The organism is Iningainema tapete BLCC-T55 (genome assembly GCF_014698965.1).
Lineage (GTDB): Bacteria > Cyanobacteriota > Cyanobacteriia > Cyanobacteriales > Nostocaceae > Iningainema > Iningainema tapete.
Map to the genome: position 1 here is coordinate 74,840 of NZ_JACXAE010000076.1, position 22,779 is coordinate 97,618.

Consider the following 22,779-nt stretch of genomic DNA (forward strand, 5'->3'; position numbering starts at 1 on the left):
CTCAAATATTAGTAATTGATAATGGTAGATAAATAGAGAAGGTAGCTCCTTGACCAACTTTACTACTGACACTAATGCTACCTCCATGAGCTTCAACAATGCGCTTAGCGATCGCCAAACCTAACCCGACTCCCCTACCTTGACGAGAGCGATCGGCAGTGTAAAACTGCTCAAAAATACGAGAGAGATCGCTTTCCTTAATCCCTTGACCTTGATCGCGAATTGTCACAACAGCTAGCTTACCTTGCCTATATCCAGAAATGAATATACGAGAATTGGGAACTGAATGCTTAATAGCATTGTCTAACAAATTGAGAAATGCTTGCAAAAGCCGTTCTGAGTCACCCCGTATTTGCAACTCAGCCACATTTACCAACACAGAAATGCGAGAATTTTGCATTCGCGATTCTACCGCTCTCACCGCACGGCTAATTAAGCTGTTGAGATGTATAGTTTGCTGTTCTAAGGTAGTCACTCCAGCTTCCAATCTTCCCAGATCGAGCAAATCGTGAATTAGCCTTGACAGTCGTTTGGTTTCATCTTCTACATTTTGGAAGAAGCGATCGCGTACTGCCGGATCTGAAGCAGCCCCACCACGGAGGGCTTCCACAGTTACCAAAACATTGCTAATTGGGGTGCGGAGTTCGTGAGACACGTTTGCTAAGAAAGCACGACGTTCCTGATCGAGTGAAGCCAACCGTTCACTCATGCGGTTTAACTCCTGTGCTAACTGCTCCAATTCATTACTTTGACGAATTTCGAGCTTATCGCCAAAATGTCCACTACCTAAGCGGATTGCAAAGTTTCTCATTGTCTGAATTGGACGGGATAGGCTACGCGCTAACCACTCGCTCAGCAAAGTACAAAGTAAAAGGGTGAAAGCCAACGTTCCCAGCACAGTCCAAATCACTACCGCAAACTGCCGTTGAAACTGTTGCAGGGTAATAGACATCCGCAATACACCCAACAACTTACCGTTACGCACAATTGGTTGGGCAATGTACAATCTATCATCGTTGGACAAGACTCCTTTTGCCACACCTTGCTCTTCTCGATTTTTTAGCGCTGCCTTGATCCCAGGTACTACCAGCCAGTTCGTTACTTGTTGATCGCTAGGGCTAGACGTAGCCATGAGTTTACCATTAGGATCAAAAACTCGGATGGTAATGCTTTCTGCTGCACCATAGCGTTGCACCAGTAATTTTACTCGTTTGATGTCATCTTTTTCCAAAGCGTCAGCAGCACTTAGGGCGATCGCCTTACTCCAGTTTTGCATTTCTGCCTGCCTTGTTTTCATAAAGTAGGCATGAAAAGACCACAGAACGTATCCTGCCATGAAAGATGTTCCCAAAGCTGTCAGTAGCAGGTAAGTAGCCAATAGCTTGGTGTGAATGGAATTCCACTTAATTTGCGGTATCCAGTTCATGATAAATTTACGATTGCTTCTCAGCGCGACGACGTAAAACTGCTTTGATGCGTGCCAAAAGTTCACGAGTATTGAAGGGTTTGGTGACATAATCATCTGCTCCTGCTTCCAACCCCCATACTTTGTCAATATCTTGGTCTTTAGCAGTAAGCATGACAATCGGCACATCCGAGAAAGCTCGAATTCGCCAGCAAACCTCCATCCCGTCAACCTCTGGCAGCATCAAGTCTAACAAAATCACGTCTGGCACTTGTTTGTGAAATTGTTTGATTGCACTTTGACCATCTGCCGCTGTCGTCACTGTATAACCTTCTTTTTGTAAAGAGTAGCTGAGGCTTTCTCGCAAAGGCTCTTCATCATCTACTAATAAAATGTGAGGCATTGTGCATTACCGCTACTTTTCTTAATAATTCTTACTTTAATGTAATATCTCAGACATTTTGCTCTGGATACAACACATACAAAAATATAGCAAACCTTGTTTGCGTGGAACAATTATATTACGGAAACGTCTTTACTTAATCTTAAAAAAAAGATCACTCTAATGGTAGTTTTTTTTCCGGAAAACACTGAAATTTCTTCCGGAGAATATAGAAATATACATGAAAAGTTTTCCAAGCAAATAAAGTTACTTAAAAATCAACGCATGAGATTACGCTTGTTGTTCCTTAGCGTCATCAGTATTTTACTGCTATCAATTCCGGCAAAAGCAGCTCGGTTGGAATCATGGTACTTTGATCAAGCGCAGAATCAGTTAGACATAACCACTGATTCTGGAGTTAAACCCACGGCTTTTTTGATTGATAACCCCAGAAGACTGGTAATTGACTTACCAGGAACTACTCTCGGTGAAGATACAGTCCGTAAAAGCTTTGGTGCAGCTGTGAAAGAGATACGAGTCGGACAGGTTAACGACAAGACAGCCAGATTAGTAGTTGAGTTAGCACCCGGTTATACTGTCTCCCCAGAAAATTTACTAATTAGGGGCGATTCTACTTCGCACTGGATAGTTAAATTCTCAGCGATTGAGCGTGTAGGTGTTAACATAACTATTTCATCAGATTCAACGTCAGATGAAGAACCTATTCCCGTTCAAATTGACAATGCTTCAACTTTTGCTGGAGTGGTTTCATTAAATAAAGAACTATCGCCGCTCATCTCTCAAGTTAAAACATTGATGGCTAAGAACAAATCCCTTTCACCAGGAATGTTTTTCCTCGATTTAGAGACAGGCAATTATTTGGATATTAATGGGGAAAAAGTGTTCTCAGCCGCCAGTACCATTAAATTTCCGATTCTGATTGCGTTGTTTCAAGAGATAGATGCTGGTAGAGTCAAGCTGAATGAAACCTTAGTTATGCGAGGTAGTTTGATGACTGGGGGTTCAGGAACAATGCAGTATAAACGAGCTGGAACTCGGTTTAGTCTCAAAGAAACTGCAACTAAGATGATGACTATTAGTGATAATACGGCCACAAACATGATTATTGACCGATTAGGCGGTAAAGCTGTGTTAAATCAGCGGTTTCGGAGTTGGGGGCTGCAAAATACTGTAATTCGTAATCTGTTAGGTGATTTTAAGGGAACTAATACGACTAGTCCTAAAGATTTGGTAAGACTGTCGGCATTGATTGCTAACAATAAGTTAATTAGTCAAGCTAGTTACTCTCAGGTACTAGATATCATGCGCCAATGCGAAAACAGGAGTCTGTTGGCAGTCGGAGTTGGTAAAGGTGCGGTAATTGCTCATAAAACAGGAACTTTAGGAGTTATTCTTGGTGATGCTGGTATAGTTAAGACAGCAAAAGGTAAGCGTTACTTAGCTGGGATTATGGTGAGAAGACCTTTTGGTGACGCTAGAGCAAAGAGTTTTATTAATCAAGTTTCTAAATTGGTTTATGGTTATTTAAATCAATCTACCGTCGCCAGTAAATAGAAAACCCCTCCCTAACCCTCCCCTTGCTAAGGGGAGGGCTGGGTGGGGTTCCTTTAATATTTGTACCTAAAAAATTGCAATACTTTACAAAAACGATTTTAATTTACTTTGTTAAAATAATAAAAGTAATAAGCCTGTGACCAGTTGCAAAAAATGAGGTCATAAAAAATGCTTAAGCTAATCAAATTTGCGGTTTTGGGACTGTTTACTGCATCGACGGCACTATTGAGCATTCCTGAAGCTGATGCTTCTGTTTTAAATACACGTAATGAAACACAAGCTATTTCTAGTGAAAGTGTTCCTTTAATTGCTCAGTATCGCGATTATCCCGTGTATCGTTCTCGTAGATATCCCAGGTATCGTCGTGTCTATCGTCGGTATGGTGTTTCTCCCAGGTATCGTCGTGTCTATCGTGGATATGGTGTTAACCCGCGTCGTGTCTATCGTCGGTATGGTGTTTCTCCCAGGTATCGTCGTATCTACCGTGGATATGGTGTTTCTCCGCGCCCTCGTGTGTATCGTGTATACAGATACGGTTATTAGAGCGTAACGTGTAAATTTTGCCAAAAAAATGTAGAGACGTTCCATGGAACGTCTCTACAAAATTGGCATGGATAGAGACGTGATATATCGCGTCTCTACGACGAATTACGCAAATGCTGCGGTTTTCACGTCGTTGTTGGCAAGTACGTCTTGCAACTCTTCAGCATCCACAGTTTCTTTTTCAACCAGCATGGAAGCAAGTTGATCGAGAATGTGGCGGTTACTTACTAACACTTCTTTGGCTCGTTTGTAAGCTGTATCTACTAGCTTACGAACTTCTTCATCAATTGCAGCAGCGGTTTCTTCAGAGAAATCGCGTTCTGCCATGATGTCTCTACCAAGGAACATGTTACCTTGCTGACGACCGAGGGCAACTGGTCCTAAGCTATCGCTCATGCCAAAGCGTGTCACCATCTGACGAGCTACACGGGCGACTTGTTGCAGGTCGTTAGAAGCACCAGTGGTTACTTCTTCATCACCATAGATTAATTCTTCAGCAATGCGACCACCCAAAGCTACAGCCATTTGATTTTCTAGATAAGCACGGCTGTACAAACCAGTATCCATTCTGTCTTCACTGGGGGTGAACCAAGTTAAACCACCAGCGCGACCGCGAGGAATAATGCTAATCTTCTGTACTGGGTCATAATCTGGCATCAATGCACCAACCAGGGCATGACCTGCTTCGTGATATGCTACCAGTTGTTTGCGTTTTTCGCTCATTACCCGATCTTTCTTTTCTGGACCTGCTAACACACGATCAATCGCGTCGTTAATTTCATCCATCGAAATTTCGGTCAAATTGCGCCGTGCAGCAAGAATTGCGGCTTCATTGAGCAGGTTGGAAAGGTCTGCACCAGTGAATCCAGGGGTACGGCGGGCGATTCTTTCCAAGTCCACATCTTTTGCCAAGGTTTTACCACGAGCGTGAACTTTGAGAATTTCCACTCTTCCTGCGTAGTCTGGACGATCTACCACAACTTGACGGTCAAAACGACCAGGACGCAGTAATGCTGCATCAAGTACGTCAGGACGGTTGGTAGCAGCGATAATAATGATACCAGTGTTACCTTCAAAGCCGTCCATTTCGGTGAGTAACTGGTTGAGGGTTTGTTCGCGCTCATCGTTACCACCGCCCAAACCAGCGCCCCGCTGACGACCTACGGCGTCAATTTCATCAATGAAGACGATACAAGGAGCATTGGCTTTTGCTTGCTCGAACAAGTCACGCACGCGGGATGCACCTACACCCACGAACATTTCTACGAACTCTGAACCAGAGATGGAGAAGAAGGGAACTCCTGCTTCACCAGCTACGGCACGAGCTAGCAGGGTTTTACCAGTTCCGGGAGGTCCTACTAACAGTACGCCTTTGGGAATTTTTGCGCCAACGGCTGTGAAGCGATCGGCATTTTTAAGGAAGTCTACAACTTCGTTTAATTCCAGCTTGGCTTGGTCAATACCAGCAACATCACCAAAAGTTACTTGGGTTTGCGGTTCCATTTGCACTCTGGCTTTGGATTTACCAAAGTTCATTGCTTGGCTACCAGGACCATTTTGAGCGCGGCGTAGCAAGAAGAACAAACCAAACAGAAGTAATACTGGGAAAAATAAGCTGCTCAGTGCTTTAAACCAAAACCCTTCGTCGGTTTGGGGCAAAACTGCTATATCGACGTTGTTTTGAGTAAGAGTATTAATTAGGTCTGGATCGTTGACTAATGTAACGAGTTTCTTGTTGGGGTCATACTTGGGAGTAACAAGAGCTGTAGACCGATCTGCACTCAGGCTAACTTTTTCTACTTTGCCTTTTTGAACTTCTTGAATAAACTGACTGTAGCGCCATGTCTCTCTGCTTTGTGGTTGTTTGTCGAAAAACGCTGTTCCCAGCGCAATTACCACAATAAACAGCAGCGCGTACAGCCCCGCATTTCTCCATTTTTTATTATTCACGCTTGGTTGATCCTCCTGCATTTTGTGTGCGATCGCGTAGCTTCTCTGTCGAGAGGGCTTTTTAAGAATTATGTTAACTTATCTTAAGTTATACCAAATATTGCTCCTCTAATGCTATAAAAAATAATCCCGTATTTGTGAAAAACATTTGTGGTGGGGATTATATTCTAACTGTCCTAACGGTTGAACGACAGTATGGATAGGGACGGCTTCTACTACACTGTTACTGATAGCGATCGCCTCAAACCCAAGGACTAACTCTGCTGTCCAAGGTTCCTCCCGAACTTGTTGCTGACGATCTAATAACCATTGTAAAAGCTGCGCTCGTACTACTCCCGGCAAAATCCCTGCTGTCAAAGGAGGAGTCCACCAACAGCCATCTCGCCACCCCCAAAGATTACCCGTGCTAGTTTCCAACCAATTTCCTTGGCAATCAACTAATATTGCTTCAGTTGCTCCCACTTGCTGGACATTTGCCCGCGCCAACCAAGTACTCAGATAATTTCCGGTTTTATGAGATGGTAGACAGCGATAAAATTCAGGTGGTGCAAAGGCTGCTATTATACCATTATTTTGCTGTTCTGTCAAATCAACAGGTAGTACCCTGCCAGTTATCCATTCCCTACCATCAGGAAAGATGGTAATTCTGAGAACGGGGAAATGTGCCATAATAATTTGTGCGCCTTCACGTACACGCCCCCAGTCTGGTTGTTGCCAAGCAAAAGTTTGCAAGCTGTGTTGCAGGCGATCGCAATGAGAGTACCAATTAGTTAAACGATGCTCAAGAGAATTGCCATATACCCGCAACGTGGTAAAAACCGTCGCACCATAAAGTAACCCAGGATTACTAATGTCTATTTCCAGGGTTTGGGATTGGATGAGTCTGCCATCGTACCAGAAAATAACCTTGACCTCAACAAAGTAGGGTGCACCCAAAGCAATCTACAATGAGGTGTCTTAACCCACGGCAAAACTAATTGACAAAGTAGCAATATCTGCCACTTTTACTTCTTTATATTCTACACTGATACCACGTTCTCCACTCAAATCATCAAGCAAATCACTAATTACCTCAACAGGCTCTCTGCTAATATCTATTGCTTCAGAACCGCGATTTTGTTCTACTACCAGAGATTGCAACGCCTTCACTGCTTTCTTTAAAGGAGAACGACTAACAATCACCAATGCTTCCGCCGATCCTTTCTCTACTGCTTGCAACTCCATCTGTCCTCTTTGACCAGCTATTAGTGTAGCACTGGGCTTCAGTAGCAGTGTATTATTATTGATATTTTTTCGATAAGGAAATACCACCAATAAGTCACCAGAGGAGTCAACAAGGAGAATAGCGACATAAAGATTATCATTCGTGTTGTTAGTTACTTGAAACTGAAACAGTTTGTTTAGAGGTAATCGATTAGGATAAACTTGTATTGATTGAGCGCTATTATTTTTACCCTGTAATGTTGCTGTTCTGGCAAGAACTTTATTTGGTTGTTCAACTAAATTCAACACCACTTCTACATCCAACTGGGAAGAATTGGTATTCAAGGTTTTCTTGATAATGAACGTCGCCAGTAAGGATTTAATTTTAGCTTCCAAACGAGACACTGCTGCTGTTATAGTTTCCCCAGGTTGACCAAAAGATTGTGATACCAATTCTAATCCTTGGGTAAATAAACCAATACTGCCAACTGCTGGTATGTTCCCCTGCTTTTGTAATTGACGATAATCTGCTGTCATCCGACTCAAAATATACTGTACTTCGCTTGGATATGGTGAATTTCCTTGTTTTGCAGGTACAGCTTGTATACGATTAATTTTAGAAAGTGCAGCTTGTGCTGTGCTTGCTTCCCCTGCTAAAGAGGAATCTAAACCGATAGTTAACTTTAAATCGGCAGGTATAACCCGACTAGACTCTTGCAGTAAAGTTCCAGGTTGGAGAGAAATATTCGTTGCTTTTTCTACCAGTTTTGCTTCTGCAACTAAACCGCTACGGGGAGATGTTAACTCTAGTTTTCCTGATGCTTTTCTTGAATTATCAACTACAGCAAAAGTAGCGCCTCTTTGAAACGCTGTTAAACCGTCATAATCTACCCCTCCCAACCACAAAGTTATTTTTTCCCCTTCTACTTTGGAAATTACAGCATCTGAGGACGCCGTTTGTTTACTACTAATAAAATAAATTGGCTTGCTTTCATCCCCATCTACTACAGGAATTTGAAAAGAAAGTGGTTTGATGTTTCTAATTTCAGCAATAGTGCCACCTACAGTATTCTTTTGTTGCCAGAGATACTGAGTCAAAAAGTAAGTAAACGCACCAGCATCAAAACCATCAAACTTGGCATCGGCGGCTTCCTTGCCTTTTTCGGCTGAAGCAATTACTACCCCTTTACCTACTCCAGCACAACGTCGCTGTCTTAGTTCCTCTTCGTTTAATCTTAACTGTTTCATCCAGCGTTGCTGATAAGCAAGTTCTTCAGGAAGAGGTTCAAGATTATCACCAGGAACCGAACGCACTATAAAATTACCACGAGTTCCGCCACCAGAATAGCAACTATCCAAGACCATTGTCACATTATCTGTTTTTAAAGCAGATCTCAGTAGAAACAAAGTGCGTCCCATAATATCTGGCGCTAAGTTATTTTGACCTTCATCTGTAACCACTAAGGTACTGTTTAACTCATCAAATTTTTGAGTGTTACAATTTTTGATAGGATTAGGATCGCGCAAAAAGGAACCATGACCAGAAAAATGGAAGACAACTACATCACCTGGTTTTGCCTGGTTAATCAGGTGTTCTTCAAATTGTTTTAAAATATTTTTGCGAGTAGGTTGGTAATCAGGTGGTGAATCAGTGGTTAATTTGATGATATCTTTACGATTAAAGCCAAAACTGTGAACTAGAAGTTCTTCTTGCAACTTTACATCAGTGACACATCCTCTTAGGTTTTGGAAGGAACGCTTATTCGTGGGATATTTATTAATTCCAACTAACAGCGCTAGCTTGCGTGGAGTGCTTTGCGCCACAATTTGAGCGTAGCGGTTTCCTTGTTGGGTAATATCAAGATGGCTGAAACCGAGAGTGGCGATCGCTGAGCCTGTGAATTGTAAAAAATGACGACGATTTATCATAGCGATTTTGGATTTTAGATTTTGAATTACTCTATTGCCGCTAAAAGATTACCTATTCTCTGTAGAGACGCGAAATTTCGCGTCTCTACACATCTGAAAATTCTCACAAACAACCTTTAACCGAAATATTGCCCCCTCTTTGCTGCTTACTCCGCCTCGCCAATAAGTGTGAATGCAGCCCACTTTTTCGGTTCTTGGGGATGTTTGTCCTTTAACTTGAGCATTGCATTTCGTAATGCCTGCGCTTTGTCAAGTCTCCTTTGGAGCATATTTGTATAAAATTCGGTCATCAGTTCAGCTGTGGGTGCGTCAGGAACAGACCAAAGTGAGACAATGACACTGGGAGTGCCAGCACTAATGAGCGATCGCGATAACCCAATTACTCCATCACCAGTAATGCGTCCACGTCCGGTGTTGCAAGCACTGAGGACAACTAAATCTGCATTTAGTTTCTGGTTGAAAATTTCATCGGCGGTAAGTAAGCCATTATCTCCCCCAGAGGGAGCTAGCGCTACAGCACTTTGCAATCCCTGAAAGTCATCGAATAAGCCGTGGGTGGCAAGGTGTATAATTTTAGCTTGGGGTAATCTTGCTAAAACAGCAGCTTTAGTGGCAGCTTTACCAGTGAGGGCAAGAGTGTTGAGCAGAGTTGCGATCGCTTCGGCTTCTTGTTTTGCTCCTGGTAAGTCTCTGAGTTGTTGCGGTTTCTCTCCTGTTTTAAGTGGTATGCTTGGCATGGTAGGATTTCCCACAACTATTGCATCTTTAGTAGATGCTTGCTTGACCTTGGACTGTTGTTGACGAGTGAGTTCCAAAACCTGAATTGATGGAGAAGTTAAAATTGTATGTTTTTCAATTAGGTATTTACCCTGTTTGTCTTGCAGTGCGGGAAAGGGAACTAAAAATAGTTCATCTTGTGGAACAAAAATTACACGTTGATTGGGGTCAGTGGGAAGTAGATTAGCAATTGGTGCAATTAAAAGTTGATGCAATTGCTGTAAATTTTTGCTTTGGTCTAGTTCGTCAGTATCAAAAACTTTTTGGCTGATAATGCTACGGTTATATTCATCAAGAGAACGAGAAACATCTCGACCAGATACGCTACTGTCGTCTATTCCCATAGATTCACGAGTAGCGAAAACTAGGTCAAGCAGAGAGGTATTTTGTTTTTGCCACAATGGTTTAAGGTCCGCTTTACGAAATGTGACTTCACCTGTAGGTTTGATGACCCAAATGTAGAGTTCTGATTGTTTCCGTTGTTGTTTACCTGCAATTTTGAATAGATCGGAAGTTATGGAATATTGAACGATAGTAGCATTTTGAGCCTTGGCAATTTGCTGAATTTTGGCAATGGATGGACTATCAATCGATGTCTTACTAATATCTGTTGCGGATAAACGTGAGGCTAATAACTCGACAAATACTCTAGCGCGACCACGTTCAGCTACTTCTAAGGCAGGATCAGTTTTATTTTGAGCTATTAGAATTTGTTGTAGAGTGGAGTAAATCAGATTGACTTGCTCAAAAACTGATATTTTATTGCGATCGTCTAATCCACGCCGAAGAGATTCTAGCGCTTTAATGCCATCAATTAGAGTTTTCTCTGCAGCCGGGAGATTACCTGATTTGTAAAGAGTAATTCCCAGAGCATTCAAAGTTATCGCTTCGCTGTGACGATCTTCACTTTTTCTCGCAATTGCCAACCACTGTTTTAGGTACTCAGTCGCCTTGGGATAATTTTCTAGAAATAGGTAAGCAATACCAAGATTACCCAATGCTTTTCCTTCGCTTTGATATTCCTTAATACTCCTGGCTACCCTCAATTGCTGTTCAAGATATTCGATTGCTTTGGTATACTTCCCTAAGTGAATGTAAGCAGCACCCAAATTACCCAGTGCCTTCACTTCAATTGGAGGGTTTTTAATCTCCCTGGCAAGTGCTAACAACTGCTCAGAGAACTTAATTGCACCTGCGTAGTCACCCATTTTAAGGAGAGCAATACTAAAATTACCCCATGCCGTGATTATGCTTTGACGGTCTGTTATTTCCGTTGCAATTTCTTGCTGCTGCTGAAGTAACGGAATCCCATCTGCGTAATTTCCCAGATAAACGTAAGCAGTACCGAGACTACCCAGTACCTTTGCTTCATTTTGACGGTCTCTTATTTCCCTAACAATTGCTAACGACTGCTGAAAGTACTTAATCGCGCCCGCATAATCTCCCTTATAGGAGTAAGCATTTCCAATATTAGCTAACGCCAACCCCTCGCCTTGACGATCTTTAATCTCTATGGCGATTGCTAACCACTGCTGAGAGTACTCAATCGCCTTGGCGTAGTCTGCCCTATTTAGGTAAACAAGACCGAGATTACCCAGCGCTTTTCCTTCACTTTCACTGTCTTTTATCTTCCTAGCAATAACCAACTGCTGCTGAAGGTACTCAATTGCTTTGGCGTAGTCTCCTAAATAAATGAAAACAAGACCGAGATTACCTAACGCCTTCGCTTCGCTTTTTGGGTCTTTAATCTCCCTAGCAATTACTAACGACTGCTGAAAGTATTTAATTGCCATAGGAAATTCTCCCAAATTTAGGTATCCAAGACCGAGATTATTGAGCGTCACACCTTCGTCATAACGTTCGTTATTCTCCCTATCAATTGTTAACGACTGCTGAAAGTACTTAATTGCCATAGGATATTTTCCCAAATTTAGGTATCCAAGACCGAGATTATTGAGCGTTACACCTTCGTTATAACGTTCTTTATTCTCCCGAAAAATAATCAGTGCTTGCTCAAAAGACTGTATTGCCGCCTCAAATTTAGCGTTGTTGAATAGCTGTTTACCTTGCTGAAACAATTTATAAGCTTGTGCTGTCCGCTCACTGGCTGTTTGAGCCATCAACGTAGATTCCCTATATGTAATGGGATTCAACCAAAAAGGCTGCGATACGCTGATTAACAAAGTACCGGAAGCAATTAGGAACAATCGTTTTAGTACCATATACGCATTTATACGGTTAATGACCCACCAATATATATTTCTCACATCCGGGGGCTTATGCAAAAATTCCATCTGCAAATAAGGCTTTTAGGTTGAGCACACAAAAAAAGAGTCAGTGGTGGGCGCAACCTGGAACAGATTACTCCGCTTCACTAATGAGGGTAAACGCGGCTCATTGTACAAGCTATGATATAATCGTAAACAGCTCTGTGCTTTGTGAAAATATGACTGAGTTACTTCGACATGTGATTGCAGAACTTGAGAAATTACCAGAGGATGAGCTTGAAGCGATGTCTTACGACAAGCCGCTCCGCGTCTACGCAACTCGCATATTAGCAGAGATAGAGGATGAGCGGATGTGGAAGCTTCGTTTTGAAGCGACTACTGAAGAACAATGGGATCATCTTGCCGAAATGGTGCGCCAACAAATCACAAATGGTGAAACAGCTTCACTAGATGACGTATTCCCACCTCACTTATAAAATCAAGTGTTACGAAAACATTTCGCAAGCAACTGAATCAGCTTCCTGAGTCAGTTCAGGAACAGGCATCTCAAGCATATGCGCTCTGGCGAACAGAACCTACCATAAAAGTCTTCAATTTAAGCGTGTTAGTCAAAGGCAATCGCCTACGTAAAGTGGTAAATCATCCCAATGAATTGGAGGTTTTGCGCTGAGCAAGCAAGAGCGATCGCCGAATAACTGCCCCACATCCACCAATGCTTGCGTGCCGGGGTTGCTCAGGTGCGCTGTGGGGTTTGTCGATTTAAGTTTCTACATCACATGAATTATATTCATCTCCTGGTTGGGGCGGTTCACCACCAGAACGATTTAAAATTCGATGGAAAACAGTAAAGTCAGCTTTTTTCTTCCGTTCAAGGAAAAAATCAGATGTTTTTATAGCTGAAATTTTTTCTGCTACCGCAGTTGTGATGAATTGATTGACACTGATACCATCTTGCGCTGCTAAACGTTCGACCTCTGTCTTCAAAGAACATGGTAATCTTAAAGTATAATTTGCTGTAGTATTTTTTATTTCTTTCATATTTCAATTCCTGATTTTGTAGAGACGTTGCATTATCGTTCATACATTATTTTTGGAGATGTCTATTGGGTTTCGATAATCATCTCGTTGTCGTCAGTACACTTCATCATGCGTGCCGATATCAAGCAGCACAATTACCTCGCTTTCGCTTTCTTCGTCTTTCTCAATTGAAAATACAACTCTACAATCGTAACCACAAGAGCAAGCTCTTAAGCCAGCTAGCTTTCCTTCAAGTTTATGTGTACTCAACTCAGTAGCAAAAACATCCGATTGCATTTTTACTAGGGTTTCCTCAATCTGCTTTTGTAAATTGGTATTTCGTTTAACGAACTTCCGAAACGATCTTTTAAACTTGGGAGTTAAAACCAGTTGTCTCATTCTTGGGATCGACGCAGTTCTGAAATGATTTCCTCTACAGGTTGCGGTTTCAGTTTACCTGCGTGAAACGCCGCAATTGCCTCACGAGCATCAAGAGCAATTTCCTCACGACGACTTTCAATATGACGCTTGTGGATGATATCAACTAGTATCTGTTGTTGTTCGAGGGGAAGTTGCATGACGGTTTCAAGAGCTTGGTCAAGTGTAACCATGTTGATTGGCTAATGTAGAGAATTCTTTATGTCTTATTATAAAGCAATGAATGAAAATTATCTCAATAAGCCTTGAAATTGAGTAAGCATTCTGAGGCAAAAAACGGTTAGTCCTGTTAACCGTCTCACTTCCATATGTCTTTGCAAGGCTGAGGTTATGTATTTTTTTTCTACAGTGCGAGCAAAAGCATTTGACAGTTCAAATATTTATATGGCAAGAATTTGACTAATTTTTGCATAAGTTCCCAAAGCTCAGAGATAGATATATATAAGTACAAATCTTGCACTGCGGAGGAGAAAAAATATGAATTTCAAACAAACTGCTTCAATGGGAATTTTATTGTTGGGAATTGGATTGTTTGGCATGAAGTCAGCAGATGCTAAAAATCCTTTAGTACAGTCACCTGTACCCACACCTTCTGTGGATGTTACTCAATCCTCATCATACACCATTGCTCAACTGGTAGAAGCAAATTCTCCAGTTAATGGAAGTTGGAAACTAACATATAGCGTTGATGGAATTGTTTATCAAAGTGTTCTCTTAATGAACGGGTATACCGGAGCGATGAGGATTAGATATTTTGACCCTAATCTAAGAAAGACGCAAGCTGTAGATCAATCACTACGACTCAAATCTTCACCACAAGGATTAGTTTTATTAGGATATAACCCTGTCTATGCTGGCACTTCCAGAAGGCATCCTACTTATTCTGCTGACAACTTTTTGTTTTCTATTCGACCTGATGGTAGTCCCGCAGTATTTGTTTGCGATTATGCACGACGGTGTTCGGCTGTAGATGTAGAAACAATTAGATAACTGATGCTGTAAGGGTGGGAGATAAATTATTTTCTAATAGTGAACAAATTAACTCGGCTGCTTCAAATACAGCCTGATGATATTCTTTTTTTGCATTCTGGTGATAGGAGGGAGAAGTTAAAACCTCATTAATTGCTGGTACTAAATTATCCAGGCGATCGCATATCTTGCCTACGCCATGCTCTACCACCCATTCTTCGTTACCGCGTTGTACAGGTTTCATCCCGCGACTCTTAATTATAATTAAGGGGGTTCCGGTAATTAGCGATTCAGTAATAGTCATGGCTCCAGGTTTGCCAATCACAAAATCTGCTAGTTGCAGATAATGAATTGGCGTTTCCTGAGTATAACTAAGTACAACTTTTCGATAGGGTGTATTCAAGTGACTTAACTCTTGAAAAACCTGTGAATTACGTCCGCACAAGAAAATCATGTTGAATTGGAGATGGGATTGTGATATTTTCTTGGCAATATCAGTCATCAGTACACATCCCTGTCCCCCGAAGGAGACTAACCCAGTCGGTAATGTGGGATCAAGCCCTAGTTCCTTCTCTATAGTAGAGGTTTCATAGCACTTGGGATCAATAATCATTCCAGAAATGCGATGATTAAATGCATCAATGACTCCAGCGGCTTTGGCTTGTTCAACTAAGCGATCGCTACCGTTAAGATAGTGCTGTTGAATCTTCGGTGTAAACCAGTAACGAGGTTTGACTTGTTCAAAATCAACCGGAATGGTAACGTAAACAGTGTTGGGGTTAGCCAGAAGGACACTACGATACAACGCTGGATTGTACATGGGAGTCACTGAGGCGATCACATCAGGAGGAGAATCAGACCAAAACCTTGCAATCTGTTCAATATCTCGTGGAGATAGCAAATCGTGAAACAGTAGAGAAAGATTAATTAACCCCTTGAGATCGAACACCCGATCTCGCTGAAGCTGCCAATTAAAATAGTTAATACCAGCCCGAACAATTCGACCAAATCTTTTGTGATAGTCAAACACATCGACAACATTGACTGTGCGGATTTGCCAGTTTGATCGCAAATTGGAAAGCGCAGATTGCAGTCCCATAGCTGCTGAGCGATGTCCCGAACCTGCATCGAAATAGATAATGTCTATTTTCTTTTGATGACTCATATCAGATATTAAATGTCTTGCATTCCCAAGCGATTAATGGATATTTATAACCACAGATGCACACAGATGAACACCGATAAATTATCTGTGTGCATTGGTGTTAATCTGTGGTTAATTCTCACTACACCCCACACTCAGTAGTCAATAATGTCTTGCTAAAACATACCAACTAAAAGCACGCAGCTTGATTTTGATATCTGAGTCGGGGAACAGGGAGTCAAGTCGTTTCCAGGCAGATTCAACTAAGTCGTTTGCCTGTTGAACGCTTGCATTGATCGCACCACAACTTTCCAGTTTTTCAATTACCGCAGAGATGATATCTGCGTTTGTTGGTTTTGATGCTATTGTTTGCCACAGTATTTGTCTATCTAATTGCGGTAACTTCGCCATTGCTTTGGCAACAGGAAGGGTAATTTTGCCACAGGAAATATCTTCACCTTGAGATTTTAAATTATTCTGAAAACCCCGTAGGTTAAGAACATCGTCAATAATTTGGAAAGCCAAACCCAGGGATTCAAAGAAATTTCCCAAAGCCTCGATTTGTAAGGGTGTGCCTTTACCCAAGATAGCGCCAATCTGAGCCAGAGAACTTGCGGGAACACCAGACTTAAGCCGATACATTGCCAAAATCCGTTTTTCTAAAAGTTCACTTTTACCTTGCTTAACAACTTCTTTCATTAACGGATGGAATCCATCAATATCAATTGCTTGACCGGCATGTGCTGCACGCAAAGTTTCAAAATAAAGCTCGTAAACTTTGAGTTTGTCAGCATCAGATAACTGAGAGTTAAGTAAAAGGACTTGTCCTAAGAAGTAACTAGTAGTACCAGCGTTAATCGCTAGCGCTTCACCATAGAGTTGGTGGCAAGATAAATCACCCCGGCGAACACTTGATTGGTCTTGAACATCATCTACAATTAGGGAACCAACATGTAGCAGTTCAGGTACAGCTAACCAGTTAGCGAATACTTGTGAATCACCACCAACAATATCCAGGCAAGCAATCAACGCATATGAACGCCAAGATTTGCCACCGCGATCAACTATTTCTCGAATTGGTTGAATTAGCGATCGCGAATATTGTTCGTAGTCAAGCCCATCAAGATAGTGTTCGTGCGCATCGCTAGCAACGAGTTGGCAAATTTGTGCGTGAGTGGGAAACAAAGGTAAGAGAGTATGAATTGATTTTCTCGTTTCACTACCAACCGCACTTAAAAAGTCATTAAGATTCTCTATTGAGTCAAAACCGCTACGCTCTACGAATCCAAGCCCAGTAATCTGTTCACTATTAATGATACCTGAAACATTGACGCGACCTTCCCAAAATGCTGGCTTGGAGATGATGGTGATGAATTCTTGGGTTGGAAATGCAGCTTCAACACAGAGGTAAAGATTAGCTTCTGGAACCTCAAGTTGCCATGCGATCGGATAAGTGTTAAATGTACGAGAGCTTGTCCAACTGTCTAGAGGCTGGAATGTAAACTCTGAATAGTTTTTGCTGTTACCTTCTGGATCGATGATAATTACCCAACGTCCACAGTTAGTGCCATCATTATTATCGAATAAGTCGTATGCTGTTACTTCATAACCATTGCTGAGTTGAGCCGAAATCCAGTTCCAGGCAATATCTTGCTTTATACTACCTTCTGGCTCGTCTAGTATCGGTTTGCTGAACTCGTGATCATACCACCCTGTAGCTGATTGGACTTGTACAGATTGATTATCAAGAGTTAGTGTTCCTTCAACACGACATCGGGGGATGAAGTAGTAAAACATATCTTCGCCCCCAGTACTATTAACTACACCGTTGTCGCCATGACAAACCGCTGACTTCTGGGGTTGGAAGACAAGTTCACAACTTATATTTTGTGGGTGAATCAGAGTTAGTTTGTAACTACCGTTGTCTAGTTTGACAAAACGATTTCCATCGAAGTCAAGCTCTAATTTATCGGTGTTGACAAATGCTTCTGTTGTCATGAGACGATCTGGAAGTGGGACATTACCCTTTTCAAACACCTCACGTAAAGCACTCTGTAACATCGGGTCTGCCTTGCTTTCACCGTTATCCAGCATTTTTAGTCCTACCTGGGGCGCACATCTATCTACCACAGAGTCTGTGTAGTATTTTTGCGTCTCAACATTACTAAGTCCCCACGTTACCGTATGGGCATAAACTAACTTTTTATCTTCGTTACGGGCGCGTGCCATACGGAAAAAGGATGCAAATAGCGAGAATTTTCTACCATCAATCGTTGTGATATGACTATTGACGTACCACCATTCTATATGTGATGAATCGTGGGGTAAATCTTGAATAGAAAGATCGATTACTCCTTTGTTATGCCAGTCTTCCTGTAATTTATTGAATTGCCTAGAGGGATTAATTAGTAAGTTTGGAGATGTTGGGAATGATGCTGGATGATTTAATTGTTGCACCATGAAAATCTCAAAGATTCCTGTAATTGTGATTTACGCTTTAAGAAATAAATGTTAGCATCCAACCTACCTTACAAATGTCTTTAACAACACAAATCAATCTTTTTTAGGAAGTTCAATCTTAGTACTACCATCAGGTAAGGTAACGACTTTTGCACCTAAAGCTTCTATCTTACTCAGCGCTATCTTACGAGTCTTCTCATCTACTTGATTATTTAATACCATAGTCCAAGTAGCAATTTGAGCAAATCTACTTTGTGGATTACGCGCCAGGAAATTAGCAGTTTGTTGGGAGATAGAAGCTATTTGCTTACTTTCGGCGTCAGAATGCTTATCTGCCCAGTCTGCCGCCATTGTAAATGATTCCTTGGCTGCACGCGAATCTCCTAAAAATAATAACTCATCAGTTCCTTTATAACGCCAGACATAATAAGATCTTTCGGGAACAGAAGGAGATAGGGATTTTAAACCTTTTGCCGTCAATTTTACAGAACGTTCTGGCATCCCAGCATATAATGATGTACTCGTAGAAAGACCTAAATAGGCATTTAAAAATCTTGGATCTCGTTGTAAAATAACTTCAAAATATTCTGGACTAAGACTGTAACCTGTTTTAGCACGAGCTTCATCATCACCAAAATATTGTAAAAACCTTAGATATACCCAATTTCCTATTATATTAGAATAACCAAAGCTGGGTAGTTGTTTAAGTAAGTTAAGACTAGTTTTTTCTGCTTGAATTTCTCTTTGTAAAGCTTCTATAGAAGCATTATTTTTACTATTCAGTAATTTCCGCATCCGGGGAAATTGTAGCAAGCCAATTCCCGACACGCACAAACAGATTACGCAAGATGCAGCAACAGCTTGACGAGGTAGAGAGAACATTTTTGTTAAAGCAATGTAGGGTTATATCTATACTTCCCAAAAATCCTGCTAAAATTAACAGCGTTGTGAATCAAGATATGAATAAGCAAAAATCACAATCGTGTAGAGACGTACCATGGTACGTCTCTACAAAGGCGATCGCCGCAAAATACTCTAACCTACTGCTACAGAAAATACACCACCTCCGGCTTGAGCTTGCACCGCCGAGGTAGTCGCAAAGGGAGACGTAATAGATTAAGATTAGGTAATTATTTGACCAATGCGTTTGAGAATTTGCAAAACGTTGTACAACTGATTACGCAAGGGAGCAGGCGAAAACGTACCCGATACATCATACTGTGGCGTGCCTTGTGGACTTAGTTTGACAAAAACAACTGCATCGCCATTTGTGATCATGCCGAAAACAGGTTTATCTGGTTGTGGATTTGCCATCATGTACGCCAAGGTTTGTGGCAGTGCCGACATCACAGAAATAGTAGTTCGTTTCGACTCTAGTAGCGCCACCCAAAACTGATTTTGTAAAACTAAAGCATCAATCCTTCCTCGTAGAGTTTCTACTTCGTCATCATCTTCATCAAAAACAAGTTCAACAGAAGCCTCACCTCGAATCTTAAAGGGATAATCGTAAAAACCTGCTTTTTCTAATAAAGGCGAACCGATGAGTAGCGTTACTGTTCCTTCAGTAAGATTTCCATCAGCCAGATGATAAAGGTATCTTCGTCTGATGATATCTAAAGATGCTTTTTCCTCGTCTGTAATTTCCGGTAAATTCTCATACCATTCCGTGAAAAATTGCTCATCCTCAGTCCTTCTCAGGTTGAAACGAGATTCTACCTCAGCTAAACTTTTAATAACTTCTGTAATTGCTGTTTTCTGTACCATTGCTTAATTACACTGTATATAATGTTATAATATATACTAACAATAACTTACTAACTAGCGAAGTTTTTGACCCCACCAAGTCTATTCTCACGCAGAACCAGCCATTGTACGTCTCTACAAGGGCGTTCGCCGCAAAATACTCTAACCTACTGCTACAGAAAATACACAACCCCAGCTTGAGCTTAAACCGGGGTTGGAGGCAATTTTATGGAGAATTAATCAAAAATAGACAAATTCTAATTAAATTGCTGTTTACGCTTAAGGATGGAACCTATACCTACAACACACAATGTTAATACACCTAAAGTAGAAGCAGGTTCAGGAACAGGCGTAATCTTTGTCAAGGCATTTACGGAAGATAGGGTTGCTCCTGTAGGAGTATTGATAAGTGCCAATGCTGTTGATGGAGCAGTTTGTAGATCAGATAAAGCATCAGAGCGCAGAGAATTTGGCGCGAAAGCGAACGTAGCCAAAAATTGAGGATTGCTAGGATTGAAATTTCTAAAATCATCAAAACCGATTACGTCGGCACTTAAGCTACTATTATCAGGTCTGGCAAAATTACGTGCTACTACAATTGAGTTGGAAGAACCTTGAAAAACATTATTGCCCACATTAATATTGTAATTTGGGCTGGCGTTTCCATACAAAGTACCGCCATCGGGTGTTCTTCCTGCGGGGATTGAGTCATCAATAACAAAGTTACCGCTAACTGGCTCACCAGTTTCTTGAGCGTTGAACTGAAACTGAAAGTCAAAAAGAGCGGCTTGCGCGGGAGCGTTACTTACTGTTCCCAGTAATGTCACGATCGCTCCAACAGCAGCCATGAATAACCTTTGCTTAGCTTTCATCGGAATCGCTGCTCCAAAAAAGTAAATGTTGGCTATGAGTAAACTTCAAATTGTCGTTGTAATTACCGTTCTTGTTTCAATTCCACTAGTTTCCTTAGGTAGTAGAAACCAATATTGATAAACTTAAGTGTTTAATTTAACAATATACGTTTACGTAAAATCAAAAACAAATTATTTTTTGCTAAATTTGATATATTTTTGTTTCTTTTAAAATGGGATTTCTATCTCGTCATCATCTTCATCAAAAACAAGGCATCATAAACTACCGTCAATTTTGACATTTTTTAGTAACCCATATTAAGTTCTTGCGCTTGGGCTGCAAGCTCATTAAGGGCTTTCATGCTTTCTGAATAAGATAAATTTTTATATTTAATGACATCTTCATATCGCATTTTCCGGATGTCTTTTACTATCTTATATGTAATTTTTCCAGCTTCTAATAAATCCCACATATAATCTTTAGAAACACCCAAAATATCTGCTGCTTGATATATATCTAATTCACTGGGAATGGGAGTTACCTTTACCCTAACTATCAATTAGCTGACGTGCAAACTCGATCGCCTCGGATGGTGTAGATATTTTGCCTTCTATCTGCGCTACGGCAATTTCTGTCAACATTTTACCAATGAGGGGTGACGCGGGAATATTTAGTGCTATAATTAGGTTTTTCCCACTAATCAATAGCTTGGGATGCGCGACCGGATCATCAGGGTTAAGGTAGCGGGTGATTAAGGGTGCAAGACCCTCTACCCGATTATAGTGTGCTGCGGCTAAAACTACAGTAGCAGGAAATACAATTCCCGCTTCCAGGAACAGCAAATACTGTTCTCTTAGTGTCATATGGGGTGCTTTTAGCCGTGTAAACAGTCTCAAAGCGGTGGTTACAGCTTTAATTTCTGCACGACTGTAGGTAAGTTGCTGTAACTCTATTTCCGCTATTTCTGGTTCTGGGTTTACAAGACAAGCAAGTTTGGCGATACCTAACCAAGTGCTTTTAACGGTGTCGCGCACGTAGTTACGCAGTTCCTCTGCTAGTTGCTGCCATTGTGCAAGTTGAACTGTTGCTGTGTCAACTGCTGCTATGTGAATGAAACTTTCTTCTGTAGCGTACTTGAAGAAAGCATTTAGTAAACCATCTTCCCATGCAGTCGTTAGCCAGGGAGTACCACTAGATGCAGATAGCATGTAGTTTAATTCTACCCGCACTCGTTCGGCGGCAACTTTAGTGATCTGCTCTGCCAATGAGCAAATTGCTGCTCTAGTATTTGGTTCGATGGTAAAATTAAGTTGAGAAGCTTGGCGATATGCTCGCAGTAACCGCAAAGGGTCGTCTTCTAAGTTGCGTGGTGATACCATTCGCATTAAACGCTGTTGTATATCAGCATATCCCTGTAGTGGATCGATGATTTCTTGCGTGTGGGGGTTGTAGGCGATCGCATTTACAGTAAAATCTCTTCTGTGCAAATCAGTTTCTAAATCCCCCGATTGTTGGGCAAAGTCAACTGTAGCGTGGGGAAACACTACACGCGCAATTTGTCTTTCCGCATCAAGTAAAACAAAACCTGCTTTGTAATGCTTCGCTATCTTCCTAGCTACCTTTACCGCCCCAGATGGGAGAACAAAATCTAAATCCAGGTACTCGCGGGTTCTTCCCAAAATGGCATCCCGCACAGCACCACCTACCATGTAAGCTGGTTGTGGCAATAATTCTAGACTAAAAGGCCAAGCTTCGGGCGTGAGAATAGAAGAAGCTGAAAAGTGCATTGTAATAAAAATAAACCCATCGGCTAGTGAATAATGGTTTAGCTTAAGCTACATTAACAATAAAGCTCCCTGGAGTTGGTTGTATTATGTGTATTTGTGTGAACTGCCACTATGTAGATAGCTGTATAACCTACCACGCGGTAGAAGGGCAGCACCAACAACCCCACTTAACTGAAACACCTAATTTTGAACCAAATGAACCCTCAATCAACGTTAACATCCGTCCACGGGAAGATGTAATTGAAATGGAATGGGATGTAGTTGGTTGTCTTAGCTTCAAGCGGGAGATGGGCAAATGGTCTAAATTGCGTCCAGGTGAATTAGTGCCAACTTGATCTTTCATTAATACTGTCATTAGTCATTAGTCCTTTGTCAAC

At 41.4% G+C, this 22,779-nt stretch carries 21 protein-coding genes; 5 read left to right on the plus strand and 16 right to left on the minus strand.

The features are described 5' to 3' along the window. Position 1 precedes the first annotated feature (1 nt). The gene (locus tag ICL16_RS25135) at positions 2-1,426 is read right to left on the minus strand and encodes a sensor histidine kinase (protein ID WP_190833391.1); all 1,425 of its coding nucleotides are present in this window, start codon (positions 1,424-1,426) and stop codon (positions 2-4) included. Positions 1,427-1,433: 7 nt separating this feature from the next. Then, positions 1,434-1,808 carry a response regulator transcription factor gene (locus ICL16_RS25140; protein ID WP_190833393.1) on the minus strand — a complete coding sequence of 125 codons (375 nt, stop codon included), beginning with the start codon at positions 1,806-1,808 and terminating at the stop codon, positions 1,434-1,436. 264 nt (positions 1,809-2,072) lie between these two features. Here ICL16_RS25140 and ICL16_RS25145 point away from each other — a divergent pair, with 264 nt between their 5' ends. Both ICL16_RS25145 and ICL16_RS25150 read left to right on the plus strand, forming a co-directional pair. Beyond that, positions 2,073-3,362, plus strand: a complete 1,290-nt coding sequence (locus ICL16_RS25145; protein WP_190833461.1) for a serine hydrolase — start codon at positions 2,073-2,075, stop codon at positions 3,360-3,362. A 168-nt stretch (positions 3,363-3,530) separates the two neighbouring features. Beyond that, the gene (locus tag ICL16_RS25150; RefSeq protein WP_190833396.1) at positions 3,531-3,905 is read left to right on the plus strand and encodes a hypothetical protein; all 375 of its coding nucleotides are present in this window, start codon (positions 3,531-3,533) and stop codon (positions 3,903-3,905) included. A 105-nt stretch (positions 3,906-4,010) separates the two neighbouring features. Here ICL16_RS25150 and ftsH3 read toward each other — a convergent pair whose 3' ends face one another. The 4 genes from ftsH3 to ICL16_RS25170 form a co-directional block, all read right to left on the minus strand. After that, the gene (gene ftsH3, locus ICL16_RS25155) at positions 4,011-5,876 is read right to left on the minus strand and encodes an ATP-dependent zinc metalloprotease FtsH3 (RefSeq protein ID WP_190833404.1); all 1,866 of its coding nucleotides are present in this window, start codon (positions 5,874-5,876) and stop codon (positions 4,011-4,013) included. Positions 5,877-5,969: 93 nt separating this feature from the next. Next, positions 5,970-6,791, minus strand: coding sequence for an aminotransferase class IV (locus ICL16_RS25160; RefSeq protein WP_202895715.1), 822 nt, complete (start codon positions 6,789-6,791; stop codon positions 5,970-5,972). 21 nt (positions 6,792-6,812) lie between these two features. Then, positions 6,813-8,987: a caspase family protein gene (locus ICL16_RS25165; RefSeq protein ID WP_202895716.1), complete on the minus strand. Its 2,175-nt coding sequence runs from the start codon at positions 8,985-8,987 to the stop codon at positions 6,813-6,815. A 146-nt stretch (positions 8,988-9,133) separates the two neighbouring features. Further along, complete coding sequence (locus ICL16_RS25170) at positions 9,134-11,884, minus strand: CHAT domain-containing tetratricopeptide repeat protein (RefSeq protein WP_238360946.1); 2,751 nt, start codon at positions 11,882-11,884, stop codon at positions 9,134-9,136. Positions 11,885-12,210: 326 nt separating this feature from the next. On the opposite strand from ICL16_RS25170, the gene ICL16_RS25175 reads away from it, so the two are divergent. Further along, positions 12,211-12,468 carry a hypothetical protein gene (locus tag ICL16_RS25175; RefSeq protein ID WP_190833409.1) on the plus strand — a complete coding sequence of 86 codons (258 nt, stop codon included), beginning with the start codon at positions 12,211-12,213 and terminating at the stop codon, positions 12,466-12,468. Positions 12,469-12,751: 283 nt separating this feature from the next. Here the strand turns inward: ICL16_RS25175 and ICL16_RS25180 are convergent, their stop codons facing one another. From ICL16_RS25180 to ICL16_RS25190, 3 genes are all read right to left on the minus strand, one after another. Continuing rightward, positions 12,752-13,030 (minus strand): toxin-antitoxin system HicB family antitoxin, encoded by a 279-nt coding sequence (locus ICL16_RS25180; RefSeq protein WP_190833411.1) that lies wholly within the window; start codon positions 13,028-13,030, stop codon positions 12,752-12,754. Between the two features lie 93 nt (positions 13,031-13,123). After that, the gene (locus ICL16_RS25185; RefSeq protein ID WP_190833413.1) at positions 13,124-13,408 is read right to left on the minus strand and encodes a type II toxin-antitoxin system RelE/ParE family toxin; all 285 of its coding nucleotides are present in this window, start codon (positions 13,406-13,408) and stop codon (positions 13,124-13,126) included. Further along, positions 13,405-13,620 (minus strand): hypothetical protein, encoded by a 216-nt coding sequence (locus tag ICL16_RS25190; RefSeq protein ID WP_190833415.1) that lies wholly within the window; start codon positions 13,618-13,620, stop codon positions 13,405-13,407. The genes ICL16_RS25185 and ICL16_RS25190 overlap by 4 nt, the downstream gene beginning before the upstream one ends. 304 nt (positions 13,621-13,924) lie before the next feature. On the opposite strand from ICL16_RS25190, the gene ICL16_RS25195 reads away from it, so the two are divergent. Beyond that, the gene (locus tag ICL16_RS25195; RefSeq protein WP_190833417.1) at positions 13,925-14,437 is read left to right on the plus strand and encodes a hypothetical protein; all 513 of its coding nucleotides are present in this window, start codon (positions 13,925-13,927) and stop codon (positions 14,435-14,437) included. Here the strand turns inward: ICL16_RS25195 and ICL16_RS25200 are convergent. From ICL16_RS25200 to ICL16_RS25230, 7 genes are all read right to left on the minus strand, one after another. Beyond that, on the minus strand, positions 14,430-15,581 hold the full coding sequence (locus tag ICL16_RS25200; protein WP_190833420.1) for a glycosyltransferase: 1,152 nt from the start codon (positions 15,579-15,581) through the stop codon (positions 14,430-14,432). The two genes, ICL16_RS25195 and ICL16_RS25200, sit on opposite strands and share 8 nt — an antisense overlap. A 141-nt stretch (positions 15,582-15,722) precedes the next feature. Beyond that, on the minus strand, positions 15,723-18,020 hold the full coding sequence (locus tag ICL16_RS25205) for a polyprenyl synthetase family protein (protein ID WP_190833422.1): 2,298 nt from the start codon (positions 18,018-18,020) through the stop codon (positions 15,723-15,725). 93 nt (positions 18,021-18,113) lie between these two features. After that, positions 18,114-18,902 (minus strand): hypothetical protein, encoded by a 789-nt coding sequence (locus ICL16_RS25210; protein ID WP_190833424.1) that lies wholly within the window; start codon positions 18,900-18,902, stop codon positions 18,114-18,116. A 240-nt stretch (positions 18,903-19,142) separates the two neighbouring features. Then, positions 19,143-19,784: a type I restriction endonuclease subunit R gene (locus ICL16_RS25215; protein ID WP_190833426.1), complete on the minus strand. Its 642-nt coding sequence runs from the start codon at positions 19,782-19,784 to the stop codon at positions 19,143-19,145. A gap of 236 nt (positions 19,785-20,020) precedes the next feature. Beyond that, complete coding sequence (locus ICL16_RS25220) at positions 20,021-20,635, minus strand: PEP-CTERM sorting domain-containing protein (RefSeq protein ID WP_190833434.1); 615 nt, start codon at positions 20,633-20,635, stop codon at positions 20,021-20,023. A 284-nt stretch (positions 20,636-20,919) separates the two neighbouring features. Continuing rightward, a complete protein-coding gene (locus ICL16_RS25225; protein WP_190833437.1) occupies positions 20,920-21,174 on the minus strand; it encodes a MerR family transcriptional regulator in 255 nt (84 codons plus the stop codon). After that, the gene (locus tag ICL16_RS25230; RefSeq protein ID WP_190833439.1) at positions 21,164-22,402 is read right to left on the minus strand and encodes a tRNA nucleotidyltransferase/poly(A) polymerase-related protein; all 1,239 of its coding nucleotides are present in this window, start codon (positions 22,400-22,402) and stop codon (positions 21,164-21,166) included. The genes ICL16_RS25225 and ICL16_RS25230 overlap by 11 nt, the downstream gene beginning before the upstream one ends. An 86-nt stretch (positions 22,403-22,488) precedes the next feature. On the opposite strand from ICL16_RS25230, the gene ICL16_RS25235 reads away from it, so the two are divergent. Continuing rightward, positions 22,489-22,737, plus strand: a complete 249-nt coding sequence (locus tag ICL16_RS25235) for a Ycf34 family protein (RefSeq protein ID WP_190833440.1) — start codon at positions 22,489-22,491, stop codon at positions 22,735-22,737. Positions 22,738-22,779 lie beyond the last annotated feature (42 nt).